Here is a 12607-nt window from a genome sequence, read left to right on the forward strand (position 1 = left end):
ATCGATGGAGGGTCCAGGTGTCGGACGACCGACCCGCTGCGCAGCCGGCTGACCGAGCCGGGGGCGCTCCGGAGCCGGACACCTCTGTCACGTTCCGAGATCTCTTCGCGGCCCGTGAATATCGCGCGGTCTATTCCTCGCTCGTCGTCAACTGGCTCGGCGACTACCTGGCCCGGGCCGCCATCATGGTGCTGGTCTACCAGCAGTCCCGGTCGGTGCTGCTGTCCGCGGCGTCGTTCGCGATCAGTTACCTGCCGTGGATCGTCGGCGGGCCGTTCCTGGCGGCGATCGCGGAGCGCTATCCGTACCGTCGGGTGTTGATCGTCGCCGACCTGGCCCGGGCCGTCCCGATCGCGCTCATCGCCCTGCCCGGCATGCCGATATACGCGATCCTGGTGCTGCTCTTCGTGGCCATGCTGGGCGCGCCGCCCACCCAGGCCGCCCGCTCGGCGCTGCTGCCGCTGATCCTGGAACGCCGCACGCTCGTCACCGGGCTCGCGGTCAACGCCTCTACCTCGCAGGCCGCCCAGGTCTTCGGCTATGTGGTCGGCGCCCTCGTCGCCACCGGGATCAACGCCCGGCTCGGCATCGCCCTGGACGCGATCTCGTTCGTCATCTCGGCCGTGATCATCGCGCTCTGGGTGGATCCGCGGCCCGCGGCCGCCGGTCCGGACCAGCGCCGGCACCTGCTGCGCGAGACCGGCGAGGGGTTCCGGCTGGTCTTCGGCACGCCGTTGCTCCGCTCGATCGCGCTCACGGTGTTCGCGCTGACCACCTTCGCGATCCTGCCCGAGGGCCTGGCCGCCGGCTGGGCCGCGCTGTTCCACCACGACCCGTCCGCCCGGGGCTTCGACCAGGGCCTGATCATGGCGGCCGGCCCGGTCGGCTTCGTGATCGGCGGGCTGGCCGTCGGCCGGCTGGTTCGCCCGTCCGGCCGCCGGCGCCTGGTGAAGCCGTTCGCCGTGCTGGCGCCGCTGGCCCTGGCCCTGACCATGTTCGCGCCGAACGCCGCCACGGTCGCCGTGCTGGCCGGGGTCTCCGGCGTCGCCCAGGGCGGCCTGATGCCCACCCTCAACGGCGAGTTCGTGCTCGCGCTCCCGCACGGCTACCGCGCCCGGGCATACGCCGTCATGCAGGGCGGCGTGCAGTTCATCCAGTTCTTCGCGGTGGTGGTGACCGGCGCGCTGGCCCAGGTCTCGTCGATTCCCCTGGTCGTCGGCCTGTGGAGCCTCGGCGGCCTGGTGCTGATGGTCGTGCTGGTGTCCCGCCGGCCGCGATATTCGGCGTATGACATGCCGGTCAGCCCGGCCGTGCCCGAGCACGCCGGAGCAACGCGCGTCACACCGGAGCAGGTTCGGCGCAGCGCGGCTGGCAAACTGGATCGGTGAGCGCATCCAGCGAGGAACCGGACGTCAGCTTCTTCTCCGCCATCGGCGGCGAGCCGACCTTCCGCCGGCTCGTCGACGCCTTCTACGCGGGCGTGGCGGAGGATCCCCTGCTGCGCCCGATGTATCCCGAGGAGGATCTCGGCCCGGCCGCGGAACGGCTGACGCTCTTCCTGATGCAGTATTGGGGCGGCCCGAACACCTATTCGGCCCAGCGCGGCCACCCACGGTTGCGGATGCGGCACGCACCGTTCACGGTCGGCCCGGCCGAGCGGGACGCCTGGCTGCGGCACATGCGCGCCGCCGTCGACTCGCTGCGGCTGCCGGAGCCCCAACACACCACGCTCTGGGACTATCTCGAGCGCGCCGCATACTTCATGGTCAACAAGATGGACGCGCATCCCGGAGGTCAACCCGCTCGTTGATCGGGTGTATGACGCGGTCGTCCCACCACGGACGGTCGCGTTCCCGATCCCAGGAGCTGACCGATGCGACGCCGCTTGCTCGCCGCCACCGCGCTGACCTGCGCCGCCCTGCTGGGCGCGACGCCCTCGGTGGCTGACCCGGCCCAATCGGCGGTGGTCTCGGCCAACCCGGTCGACTTCACCCCGCACGTGCTGGACGGGACGGTCTGGGCGCTCGCGGTGGTCGGCGACACGGTCGTCGTCGGCGGCAGCTTCACCAGGGTCCAGGACAGCGCGCGCAAGACCACCTACGCCCGGAAGAACATCTTCGCGTACGGGCTCCGGGACGGCGCGGTGCGCTCGTTCGCCCCGGCCGTCGACGCCGCGGTCTACGCCCTGGCTCCGGGCGCGAGCAACACCGTCTACCTGGGCGGCGGCTTCAAGACGGTGAACGGCGCGGCGCAACGAGGGCTCGCCCGGGTCGCGATCGGCGACGGCGCCCGGATCACCGGCTTCGCCGCGAAGACCAACTGGGGCGACGTGCGCGTCCTGAACACGCGCGGCGCCAAGCTCTACGCCGGCGGCACCTTCTCCGCGATCAACGGCGTCACCCGGGTCGGGCTGGCCCGGGTGGACGCCGGCACCGGCCGGGTCGACCCCGGCTTCGATGCCAAGATCTCCGCGCCCGGCCTGAGCCGGCCCCGGGTCGAGCACTTCGACATCTCCCCCGACGGCAGCCGGCTGATCGCGGTCGGCGCGCTGCTCAAGGTGGGCACGGCCGCCCGCACCCAGATCGCGATGTTCGACATCACCGGCGCCGCGGCCACCCTCACGAGCTGGTACACCGACGCCTACCAGCCGGCCTGCCTGGAGGGTTTCGACACCTACCTGCGCCAGGTGAAGTTCTCCCCGGACGGCAGGTGGTTCGTCGTCGCCGCGACCGGCCGGGTCTCCTCGCCGACCAAGCTCTGCGACTCGGCGGCCCGCTTCGAGGCCACCGGCGGCGGCAAGCACAACCCGACCTGGGTCCAGCGCACCGGCGGCGACTCGCTCTACGCGGTCGCGGTGACCGGCAGCGCGGTGTACGTCGGCGGCCACCAGCGCTACCTGGACAACCCGTACGGCAGCGACGCCAAGGGCCCGGGTCCGGGTGCCGTCCCGCGGGTCGGCATCGGCGCGATCAACCCCGCGACCGGCAAGGCCCTGGTCTGGAACCCGAGCCGGGACCGGGGGGTCGGCGTGCGCGCGTTCCAGGTCGTGCCGGAGGGCCTGATCGTCGGCTCGGACACCGACAAGCTGGGCCGCGAGTATCACGGCCGGGTCGGTATGTTCCCGCTGAGCTGAACGGTCCCGCAAAGGAAAGAGGGCCCCTCGGGGCCCTTCTTCACGTCCGTCAGAGCAGCGCGCCCTCGTCGTGCAACCAGTCGACGAACGAGGTCGCGACGGCCGCGCCACAGTCGAGCATCTCCACCAGCAGCGCGTCGTGCGCGCCCGAGGCGAGCGGCACCTGCAGCTCGGCGTAGATCGGGAGCTGGCCCCGCTCGGTGGGATCGCCGACGTAGGCCTTGCAGAAGCGGCGGGTGTGGTTCCACTCGTTGACCACGCGGTAGGCGCGGTCGGCCCAGTCCGGCGGGACCGTCGCGTGCGGACGGGCCCGCATCACCAGGATCTCGTCGTCGGGCCCCTCGAGCGTGAACAACACGGCGTGCCGTTCCCACATGGCCAGCAGGCTGCCACCGCCGTCGGCCAGGAACCGGATATCCAGCAGATCGAGGGCCTTGCCGATGCGCTCCAGATCCACGGTGGCGACCTGATCGGGCTCGTCGCTCGCGGACCGATCGGCGGAGGACATCGAAGAGTGTCCCGGCTCACGCTGCGTCGGCACTCCGACGCGGACGTTGCTCTGCAACGCCACCTCGCCGCCGGTCTCGGGCTCATCGCCTCCGGCCGACGCGGGACGCCATGACCACCACGGCATCGTTGTGCACCTCGCTCCCCAGCAGGCCCGCCGCCGGACGTAGCGGTGGACCTCGGGGCGACGGTACCCGTACAGGTCGCGGAGGTCATCCCCTCAAAGGGAGGGCGCGACCGGACGACCGATGCCACATCACCCTTTCGGGTGACCCCCTATAGGCATGACGGTCAATACTTGGACCGGCTGTAGCCACGCAACTCCATATGGTGCAGAAAGCCCCACCCAGCGTCCCGCCATGCGCACCCGCGTCGCGGGGGTGTCCTGATCGGCCGGACCGAGGAAACCCATCCGCGACACCGCCTGGACGAGTCGCTGGGAGACCTCCACCGGCTCGCCCTCGTCCCGGGTGACCACAAGCGCGACGTGATCCAGTAAGGCGTCGCGCACGGCGCGCTGCCCGACCGCGCGGCCCGCGAGGCCGCCCGCGGTCACCTCGCGCAACGTGACGGCCGCCGCCTCGGCCAGCCGGCTCAGCTCGGCCGCCGCCACCGTTTCGACCGCGATCGATCGGCCCGGCGGCAGCTGCCAGCGCCATTCGGCGTCCCGCCTGGCGGGCAACTCCGGGCTCTGCCCGGCCAGCGCGGCCAGCAGACCGGCCGCCGGCACGGTCGCGTCGCCCGGGCCGGGCCCGGCCACCTTGCGGGTGACCAGCACGCCCCAGGGCAGGACCGCCCACAGCGCGGTGTGCTCGCCCGCCGAGCGCAGCCGGACCAGCACGTTGCGGTCGAGCCGGGTCAGCCGGGCCAGGAACGCGCCCGCGTCCGCGACGCCGGCGATGCCGTGCGCGGTCATCAGAGCTCCTGGTACGGCTTGAGGAAGTCCTTCTCGGCCGTGGTCAACCGGCGCGGGAACTGCTTCTCCAGGTTGAACGGCACACAGACCGACCTCGCCCGGCTGGCCAGCACGTCACCGTCGAAGAGCTCGTAGTCCACGGTGAAGCTGGCGGCCCGCAGCTCGGAGACCCACAACTCGATCCGGACGGCATCGCCGTAATCCACCGGGCGCAGATAGTCGACCTCGTGCCGGGAGATCACGATCCCGTCCTCGAACGAGGTCAGGCCCTGCGCCCGGGCGCCGACGAAGAACATGGCGACGCGCGCCTCCTCGTACAGGGTGAGGAAGCGCGCGTTGTTGACGTGGCCGTACGCGTCCATGTCGGACCAACGCACGGCCACGTCGTGGGTGAACCTCATCGACGGGGTTCGCTGGGGTTTTCCGCCGCGGGTCGGCTCAGTCACGCGTCAGCTTGCGGTAGGTCACCCGATGCGGGCGGGCCGCGTCGGCGCCGAGCCGGTCGATCTTGTTCTTCTCGTACGCGTCGTAGTTGCCCTCGAACCAGAACCACTTGTCCGGGTCCTCGTCGGTGCCCTCCCACGCCAGCATGTGGGTGGTGATCCGGTCCAGGAACATCCGGTCGTGCGAGATGACCACGGCGCAGCCCGGGAACTCCAGCAGCGCGTTCTCCAGGCTGGACAGCGTCTCCACGTCCAGGTCGTTCGTCGGCTCGTCGAGCAGCAGCACGTTGCCGCCGATCTTCAGGGTCATCGCCAGGTTGAGCCGGTTGCGCTCACCGCCGGACAGGACCTTGACCGGCTTCTGCTGGTCCGGGCCCTTGAAGCCGAACGCGGCCACGTAGGCACGGGACGGCATCTCGACCTTGCCGACCATCATGTAGTCGAGCCCGTCGGAGACGACCTCCCACACCGTCTTCGCCGGGTCGAGGCCGGCGCGGCTCTGGTCCACGTACGACAGCTTCACGGTCTCGCCGACCCGGACCGTGCCCTCATCCGGCTGCTCGAGCCCGACGATGGTCTTGAACAGCGTGGTCTTGCCGACGCCGTTCGGGCCGATGATGCCGACGATGCCGTTGCGCGGCAGCGAGAACGACAGGTGGTCGATGAGCACCCGGTCGTCGAAGCCCTTGACCAGGTCATTGCTCTCGATCACCGTGTTGCCCAGGCGCGGGCCCGGCGGGATCTGGATCTCCTCGAAGTCCAGCTTGCGGGTCTTCTCCGCCTCGTTGGCCATCTCCTCGTAGCGGTCGAGGCGGGCCTTCGACTTGGTCTGCCGGGCCTTGGCGTTGGAGCGCACCCACTCGAGCTCGTTCTCGAGGCGCTTCTGCAGCTTCTGGTCCTTGCGGCCCTGCAGCTTCAGCCGGGCGGCCTTCTTGTCCAGGTATGTCGAGTAGTTGCCCTCGTACGGGAACGTCCGGCCGCGGTCCAGCTCCAGGATCCAGGTGGCCACGTTGTCCAGGAAGTACCGGTCGTGGGTGATCGCGATGACCGTGCCGGCGTACTTGGCCAGGTGCTGCTCCAGCCACTGCACGCTCTCGGCGTCCAGGTGGTTGGTGGGCTCGTCGAGCAGCAGCAGGTCGGGCGCCTCGAGCAGCAGCTTGCACAGCGCGACCCGGCGGCGCTCGCCACCGGAGAGCAGGGTGACGTCGGCGTCCGGCGGCGGGCACCGCAGGGCGTCCATCGCCAGTTCGAGCTGGGAGTCGACGTCCCACGCGTTGGAGTGGTCGAGCTCCTCCTGGAGCTTGCCCATCTCCTCCATCAGCTCGTCGGTGTAGTCGGTGGCCATCTGCTCGGCGATCTTGTTGAACCGTTCGAGCTTGGCCTTGGTCTCCGCGACCGCCTCCTCGATGTTGCCGAGGACGGTCTTGGCTTCGTTGAGCGGGGGCTCCTGGGCGAGCATGCCGACGGATGCGCCCGGCATGAGCCGTGCCTCGCCGTTGCTCACGGTGTCAATCCCGGCCATGATCTTCAACAGGCTGGACTTACCGGCGCCGTTGGGGCCGACCACACCGATCTTGACGCCGGGCAGGAAGTTGAGCGTCACATTGTCGAGCACGACCTTGTCGCCGTGCGCCTTGCGCGCCTTTTCCAGGACGTAGATGAACTGGGCCACGGTGCGGCCTACCTCCGAGATCGTGATTTCCGGTTACCGGAACGAAAGGACAATCTTTCCAGGTCCCCACCGGCCACCTACAACAACCCCGTCCCGCCCGCCCGGATTCCCGGAAAACTCACTCCGGCTCGACCGCCGTCGTCCGCGACTTACCCCCTCGCACGACCTCCAACCGCTGGTCGTTGACGAAGAACGTGTTGCCGTCGGGCGCCTTGGCGAAGAAGCCGTCGTCCTGCCTGACCACGTCCGGCAGGAACAGCGCCGTCTCGCCCTCCCTCCAGTCATCCTCGTCGTCAGTGCGGTTGGCCTGGTAGAACAGCTTGCCGTTCTCGTTCGTGCAGATCCAAACCGTGAGGCCGCTCTCCGCCCGAACCTTCAGCAGCTGGGTCATCGGCAGGTAGAAGCCGACCTTCCTGGCGGTTTCGTGCATCTTCTGCGGGCAGGCGACAGGTGCAGCCGACTGGCCAGGGGGTACATAGCTGGTCTGGTCACCGGTGCGCTGCGGCGTCTCGTGGCGAGTGCCGAGGACCAGGCCAGCCGACATCCCGATGATGCTCAGCAGCACGGTGGCGATGACCACAGGGAAGAACAGTGGCCGGCGCGGCGGGGGAAGATCATCGGACTGGCTCACCGGCCCAGGATGGCACCTTCCCGCCAAGAGCGGTGCCGCGCGGCCGGACCATAGCTGGGGACGCCCCGACCGGCTACGCACAGTAGGCTCGGGGACGGAACCCAGAACGACCCGGAGGTGCACTCAGCGTGGCCGAACGAAGTTCCTTCGTCGTAGTAGCCAACAGACTGCCCGTCGACGAGATCATGGTCGACGGCGAACGCCAATGGCGCCCGAGCCCCGGCGGGCTCGTCACCGCCCTGCATCCGGTGCTCACCCAGCAGCGGGGCACCTGGATCGGCTGGTCCGGCGGGGACGGGGAAGCACCCCCGCCGTTCGAGCTCGAGGGCATCAAGATCCATCCGGTGCCGCTGAGCGCCGAGGAGCTCGAGCGCTACTACGAGGGCCAGTCCAACGCGACCATCTGGCCGCTCTACCACGACGCCGTCGAGACGCCGGTCTACAAGCGGCGCTGGCGCGAGGCATACCGGCTGGTCAACCAGCGCTTCGCGCAGGCCGCGGCGGACGTGGCCGAGCAGGGCGCGACCGTCTGGGTGCAGGACTACCAGCTCCAGCTGGTGCCGGCGATGCTCCGCGAGCTGCGGCCCGACCTGCGGATCGGCTTCTTCCTGCACATCCCGTTCCCGCCCATCGAGCTGTTCATGCAGATGCCGTTCCGCGCCGAGATCCTGCGCGGCCTGCTCGGCGCCGACCTGGTCGGCTTCCAGCAGCGGCTCGCGGCGCAGAATTTCGTCCGGCTGGCGCGGCACCTGCTGGGCCTGCGATACGAGGGCCAGTCGATCCAGGTCGACGGCCGCAAGGTCAAGGCCGGGGCGTTCCCGATCAGCATCGACACCGCGGAGATGGAACGGATGGCGGCCGACCCGGCCGTGCAGGCCCGGGCCAAGCAGATCCGCGCCGAGCTCGGCGACCCGGAGACGGTGATCCTCGGCGTCGACCGGCTCGACTACACCAAGGGCATCGAGCTGCGGCTGAAGGCGTTCCGCGAGCTGCTGTCCGACGGCAAGCTCAAGGTGCCGGACGCGGTGATGGTGCAGGTCGCGACGCCCAGCCGGGAGCGCGTCGAGCACTACCAGACGCTGCGGGTCAAGGTGGAGCGCGAGGTCGGCCGGATCAACGGCGAGTTCGGCCGGGTCGGCATGCCCGCGGTGCACTACCTGCACCAGTCATACAGCAAGGCCGAGCTGGCGGCGCTCTACGTCGCGGCCGACGTCATGATGGTCACCCCGCTGCGCGACGGCATGAACCTGGTCGCCAAGGAATACGTCGCCTGCCGCGCCAACGGCGGCGGTGCGCTGGTGCTCAGCGAATTCGCCGGGGCGGCCACCGAGCTGCGCCAGGCGTTCCTGTGCAACCCGCACGACCCGGACGGGGTCAAGGACGCCCTGCTGCGCGCCGCCGGCGCCGAGCCCGCCGAGCTCAAGCGCCGGATGCGCGTCATGCAGCGGCACCTGCGGACCCACGACGTGGCGGAGTGGGCCCGCACGTTCCTCACCGAGCTGGCCGGCCCCGACGCCGAAGAGTCGCCCGAGCAGGGCTAGCGGCTGGGTGGCTAGAGAAACAGGCAGAACGGGTGGCCGTCCGGGTCGAGATAGACCCGGACGTCCTCCTGCGGCTGGAAGTCGGCCTTGGTGGCGCCGGCCTTCTCGGCGTGCGCCCCGGCCGCTTCCAGATCCACGACCTGGATGTCCAGGTGCACCTTCATCTGCGGATCGCCCGGGCCGGCCGGCCAGACCGGGCGCACGTACGCCGGCTCGGTCTGGAACGACAGCCCCGGGCCGCCGTTGGGTGCGCCCAACTTCACCCAGTCCGGCTCGTCCTGGATGACGCTCCAGCCGAGCAGCCGGTGATAGAAGGCCGCTAGTTCCTGCGCGTCCGGGGAATCGAGCACGATCCCGGACAGTGTCATGTGCGGTCGCTCACTCATATCATTGCGTTACCCATCGATCACGCTGCTATCCCCATCCAGGATCGCGACCACGTCGCCGATCACCACCACCGCCGGCGGCTTGATCCCCGCCTCGGCGGCGGCCGCGGCCACCTCGCCCAGAGTGCTGCGCAGCACCCGCTGGGCATCCGTCGAGCCCTCCTGCACGATCGCGGCCGGCGTCCGCGGGGCGCGGCCCTCGGCGACGAGCCGGGCGGCGATGGCCGGCAGGTTCTTCAGGCCCATCAGCACCACCAGGGTGCCGCGCAGCCGGGCCAGCGCGGGCCACTCCACCAGCGACTCGGGGCTGTCCGGCGGCACGTGCCCGGAGACGACCGTGAACTCGTGCGCCACGCCGCGATGGGTGACCGGGATGCCGGCCAGCGCCGGGACGGCGATCGAGCTGGTCACCCCGGGCACGACCAGCACCGGTACGCCCGCCTCGGCGCACGCGACGACCTCCTCGCCGCCGCGGCCGAAGACGAACGGGTCGCCGCCCTTGAGCCGGACCACGAAGGCGCCCGCCCTGGCCCGCTCCACGATGATCCGGTTGATCTCCTCCTGCGCCACCGAGGCCCCGTACGGGATCTTGGCCGCGTCGACCAGCTCCACATCGGGCCGCAGCTCGTCGAGCAGCATGCCGGGCACGAGCCGGTCGGCCACCACCACGTCGGCGCGGGCCAGCAGGCGGCGGCCCCGGACGGTGATCAGCTCCGGGTCCCCGGGACCGCTGCCGACAAGGGCGACGTGGCCACGCAGGGGTTCCTGCTGGCGCTGCGGCGTTTCCTCGAGGGCGGCAGCGATCAGGTCCCGTACCGCGCGGGCGCGCTTGCGGTCACCGCCGTCGGTGACCGCCACGGTGACCTCGTCGTGCCGGGTCACCGCGGGGGTCCAGGCGGTCGCGGCCTCGCGGTCGTCCGCGCGCACACAGAACACGCCACGCTCCTCGGCGGCCACGCTGACCTCGGCGGACGCCGCCGGATCGTCGATGGCCACCTGCACCAGCCAGGCGCCGTCCACGTCGGAGGCGACGAACCGCCGCTCCTGCCAGGTCAGCCGGCCGGCATCCGCGTGCGCCCGCAGCGCCGGGGTCAGCGCGGGTGCTACGACGTCGACCCGGGCACCGGCGGCGAGCAGGGCCGGCATCCGCCGGGTCGCCACCGCACCCCCGCCGACGACCAGCACCCGCCGGCCGGCGAGTTTCAGCGCCATGGGATAGAGGTTCACTTCTCCGATACTCCCGCCGAGTCGAAGGTGGCCACGTCGTGCAGAACCCGGACCGCGGCGGCGGCGATCGGCAGCGCGAGCGCCGCGCCGGAGCCCTCGCCCAGCCGCATGCCCAGATCCAGCAGCGGGGTGAGGCCCAAGTGCGCCAGCGCCACGGTCGCGCCGGGCTCGACCGAGCGGTGCCCGGCGACCATCGCGGCGACGGCGTCGGGGGCGAGCGCGGCGGCGACCACGGCGGCCGAGCCGGCGATGATCCCGTCGATGATCACTGGAACGCGGCGCTCGGCCGCGCCGAGGATGAAGCCGGCGAGCGCGGCGTGCTCCAGTCCGCCGAGGGCGGCGAGCGTGGCCAGCGGTTGCCGGGGATCGGGCGCGTGCCGGGCCAGCGCGCCGGCGATGACAGCGGTCTTGCGGGCGTGGGTCTCGTCGTCGATCCCGGTGCCCCGGCCGGTCACCGCCGCCGCGTCCGCGCCGGTGAAGGCGGCGACCAGGGCCGCCGCGGGGGTGGTGTTGGCGATGCCCATGTCCCCGGTGATCAGGCACTTCGCGCCCTGGTCGACCAACGCGCCGGCCACCGAGATGCCCACCTCCAGCGCCGCGCGCGCCTCCTCGACGGTCATCGCCGCCTCGACGGCCAGGTCGCGGGTGCCCCGGCGGACGTTCGCGTCGAGCAGCGTGTCCCCGCCGTGCAGCGGGATCGCGACGCCGACGTCGACGACCATCAGCGAGGCGCCGACCTGGCGGGCGAACGCGTTGATCACCGCACCGCCGGCCACGAAGTTCGCCACCATCTGGGCGGTGACCTCCTGCGGCCACGGCGTGACGCCCTGGGCGTGCACGCCGTGGTCCCCGGCGAAGACGGCGATCGCGGCCGGCTCCGGCAGCGGCGGCGGGCAGCTTCCGGCCAGCCCGGCCAGGCGTACCGACAGGTCCTCGAGCGCGCCCAGCGAGCCGGCCGGCTTGGTCAGGCGGGCCTGCAGGTCGCGGGCGGCGGCCATGGCCGGCTCGTCGGCGGGACCGATCGCGGCGAGGGTCGTCTCCAGGGTCACTGTCGCTCCTTCAGCACATCCGTCAGGGTCGCAAGAAACGCGTCCGTGGTGGCAGTGTCGCGCACCGCGATCCGGAGCCAGTCGGCACCCAGCCCCGGGAATGTATCGCCACGGCGGACCGCGTACCCCCGGTTGCGCAGCTCAAGGCGCACCTGGCCGGCGCCGGGCAGGCGGACCGCGACGAAGGCGCTGGCCGCCGGGCCCGCGACAGTGACCTCCGGCACGCCGGCCAGCCCGGCCACCAGGTGCTCGCGCTCCGCCGCCAGTTCGGCGGCGATCGCGCGTTCCGCGGCCACGGCCACCGGGCTCGCGCAGGCGGTCGCCGCGGCCAGCGCGGGGGTGGAGACTGCCCAGAGCGGCTGCGCGGCGGCCAGCCGGGCCAGCAGGCCGGCCGGGCCGAGCGCATAGCCGATCCGCAGCCCGGCCAGCCCCCAGGTCTTGGTCAGGCTGCGCAGCACGATCAGGCCCGGGACGTCGCGGCGCGCGGCCAGCGACTCGGGCTCGCCGCTCACCCCGGGCCGGTACGTGGTGTCGGCGAACGCCTCGTCCACGACCAGCACCCGGCCCGGGCGGGCCAGCGCGGCCACGTCGGCGGCCGGGTGCAGCACCGACGTCGGGTTGGTGGGGTTGCCGACGAAGACCAGGTCCGCCTCGTCGGGCACCAGGGCCGGGTCGAGCCGGAAGCCGTCGGCCTCGCGCAGCAGCACCCGCTCGACGACGTGCCCGGCGTTGCGCAGCGCGGCCTCCGGCTCGGTGAACTGCGGGTGCACCACGACCGGGCGGCGCGCGTCCCGCAGCGCCTGGGCGATCAGCACGAAGGCCTGGGCCGCACCGGCGGTGAGCAGCACCTCGTCCGGCTCGCGGCGGTGCCGGGCCGCGACCGCGGCGGTCGCCTCGGTGTCCCGGGGGTACGCCGCGAGTTCCGTCAACGCCGCGCGAATCGGCTCGGCGAGCCACGCCGGCATCGGCTGGCGCCGCACGTTGACGGCGAGGTCGACCAGCCCCGGAGCCACCTCCGCGTCACCGTGATGATGCAGGTCCGCCTCCCCGGCGCTGGCGTGCTGAGGAAGATCCACGGAAGAGGTCACACGGCCCAGCATGC

Annotated in this window: 13 protein-coding genes; 4 read left to right on the forward strand and 9 right to left on the reverse strand. The window is 71.7% G+C overall.

Annotation, left to right across the window (positions count from 1 at the left end; all coding sequences use genetic code 11):
* Positions 1-17: 17 nt before the first annotated feature.
* The 3 genes from DMB66_RS41305 to DMB66_RS41315 all read left to right on the forward strand — a co-directional run bounded on the left by DMB66_RS41305 (position 18) and on the right by DMB66_RS41315 (position 3133).
* Positions 18-1388 carry an MFS transporter gene (locus DMB66_RS41305; protein ID WP_158647535.1) on the forward strand — a complete coding sequence of 457 codons (1371 nt, stop codon included), beginning with the start codon at positions 18-20 and terminating at the stop codon, positions 1386-1388.
* Positions 1385-1810: a globin gene (locus DMB66_RS41310; protein WP_125809579.1), complete on the forward strand. Its 426-nt coding sequence runs from the start codon at positions 1385-1387 to the stop codon at positions 1808-1810. The genes DMB66_RS41305 and DMB66_RS41310 overlap by 4 nt, the downstream gene beginning before the upstream one ends.
* Positions 1811-1873: 63 nt before the next feature.
* Positions 1874-3133, forward strand: coding sequence for a delta-60 repeat domain-containing protein (locus DMB66_RS41315; protein WP_125809580.1), 1260 nt, complete (start codon positions 1874-1876; stop codon positions 3131-3133).
* A gap of 49 nt (positions 3134-3182) precedes the next feature.
* On the opposite strand, the gene DMB66_RS41320 is transcribed toward DMB66_RS41315, so the two are convergent.
* The 5 genes from DMB66_RS41320 to DMB66_RS41340 form a co-directional block, all read right to left on the reverse strand.
* Positions 3183-3767, reverse strand: coding sequence for a YbjN domain-containing protein (locus DMB66_RS41320; protein WP_125809581.1), 585 nt, complete (start codon positions 3765-3767; stop codon positions 3183-3185).
* Between the two features lie 129 nt (positions 3768-3896).
* Positions 3897-4556 (reverse strand): hypothetical protein, encoded by a 660-nt coding sequence (locus DMB66_RS41325; protein ID WP_125809582.1) that lies wholly within the window; start codon positions 4554-4556, stop codon positions 3897-3899.
* Entirely contained in the window at positions 4556-4957 is a 402-nt protein-coding gene (locus DMB66_RS41330) for a thioesterase family protein (protein WP_125809602.1), read from the reverse strand. The genes DMB66_RS41325 and DMB66_RS41330 overlap by 1 nt, the downstream gene beginning before the upstream one ends.
* 37 nt (positions 4958-4994) lie before the next feature.
* Positions 4995-6671 (reverse strand): energy-dependent translational throttle protein EttA, encoded by a 1677-nt coding sequence (gene ettA, locus DMB66_RS41335; RefSeq protein ID WP_125809583.1) that lies wholly within the window; start codon positions 6669-6671, stop codon positions 4995-4997.
* Positions 6672-6789: 118 nt separating this feature from the next.
* Complete coding sequence (locus DMB66_RS41340; protein WP_125809584.1) at positions 6790-7251, reverse strand: hypothetical protein; 462 nt, start codon at positions 7249-7251, stop codon at positions 6790-6792.
* Between the two features lie 179 nt (positions 7252-7430).
* Here DMB66_RS41340 and DMB66_RS41345 point away from each other — a divergent pair, with 179 nt between their 5' ends.
* Positions 7431-8843, forward strand: a complete 1413-nt coding sequence (locus DMB66_RS41345; protein ID WP_125809585.1) for a trehalose-6-phosphate synthase — start codon at positions 7431-7433, stop codon at positions 8841-8843.
* Between the two features lie 11 nt (positions 8844-8854).
* On the opposite strand, the gene DMB66_RS41350 is transcribed toward DMB66_RS41345, so the two are convergent.
* The 4 genes from DMB66_RS41350 to cobC are packed head-to-tail and all read right to left on the reverse strand — an operon-like array spanning position 8855 to position 12593.
* Positions 8855-9229, reverse strand: a complete 375-nt coding sequence (locus tag DMB66_RS41350) for a VOC family protein (protein ID WP_125809586.1) — start codon at positions 9227-9229, stop codon at positions 8855-8857.
* A 9-nt stretch (positions 9230-9238) separates the two neighbouring features.
* Positions 9239-10441, reverse strand: coding sequence for a uroporphyrinogen-III C-methyltransferase (gene cobA, locus DMB66_RS41355; RefSeq protein WP_125809603.1), 1203 nt, complete (start codon positions 10439-10441; stop codon positions 9239-9241).
* Between the two features lie 11 nt (positions 10442-10452).
* Positions 10453-11505 carry a nicotinate-nucleotide--dimethylbenzimidazole phosphoribosyltransferase gene (gene cobT, locus DMB66_RS41360; protein ID WP_125809587.1) on the reverse strand — a complete coding sequence of 351 codons (1053 nt, stop codon included), beginning with the start codon at positions 11503-11505 and terminating at the stop codon, positions 10453-10455.
* Positions 11502-12593 (reverse strand): Rv2231c family pyridoxal phosphate-dependent protein CobC, encoded by a 1092-nt coding sequence (gene cobC, locus DMB66_RS41365; protein ID WP_233625217.1) that lies wholly within the window; start codon positions 12591-12593, stop codon positions 11502-11504. The genes cobT and cobC overlap by 4 nt, the downstream gene beginning before the upstream one ends.
* Positions 12594-12607: the final 14 nt, after the last annotated feature.

This window comes from Actinoplanes sp. ATCC 53533, from assembly GCF_003947245.1.

Bases quoted from the DNA above. Each gene is read 5' to 3' on its own strand.
- DMB66_RS41325 (WP_125809582.1), bottom strand. From the start codon at position 4,556: ATGACCGCGCACGGCATCGCCGGCGTCGCGGACGCGGGCGCGTTCCTG.
- DMB66_RS41330 (WP_125809602.1), bottom strand. From the start codon at position 4,957: ATGAGGTTCACCCACGACGTGGCCGTGCGTTGGTCCGACATGGACGCG.
- DMB66_RS41350 (WP_125809586.1), bottom strand. From the start codon at position 9,229: ATGAGTGAGCGACCGCACATGACACTGTCCGGGATCGTGCTCGATTCC.
- DMB66_RS41315 (WP_125809580.1), top strand. From the start codon at position 1,874: ATGCGACGCCGCTTGCTCGCCGCCACCGCGCTGACCTGCGCCGCCCTG.
- cobA (WP_125809603.1), bottom strand. From the start codon at position 10,441: ATGGCGCTGAAACTCGCCGGCCGGCGGGTGCTGGTCGTCGGCGGGGGT.
- DMB66_RS41320 (WP_125809581.1), bottom strand. From the start codon at position 3,767: ATGCCGTGGTGGTCATGGCGTCCCGCGTCGGCCGGAGGCGATGAGCCC.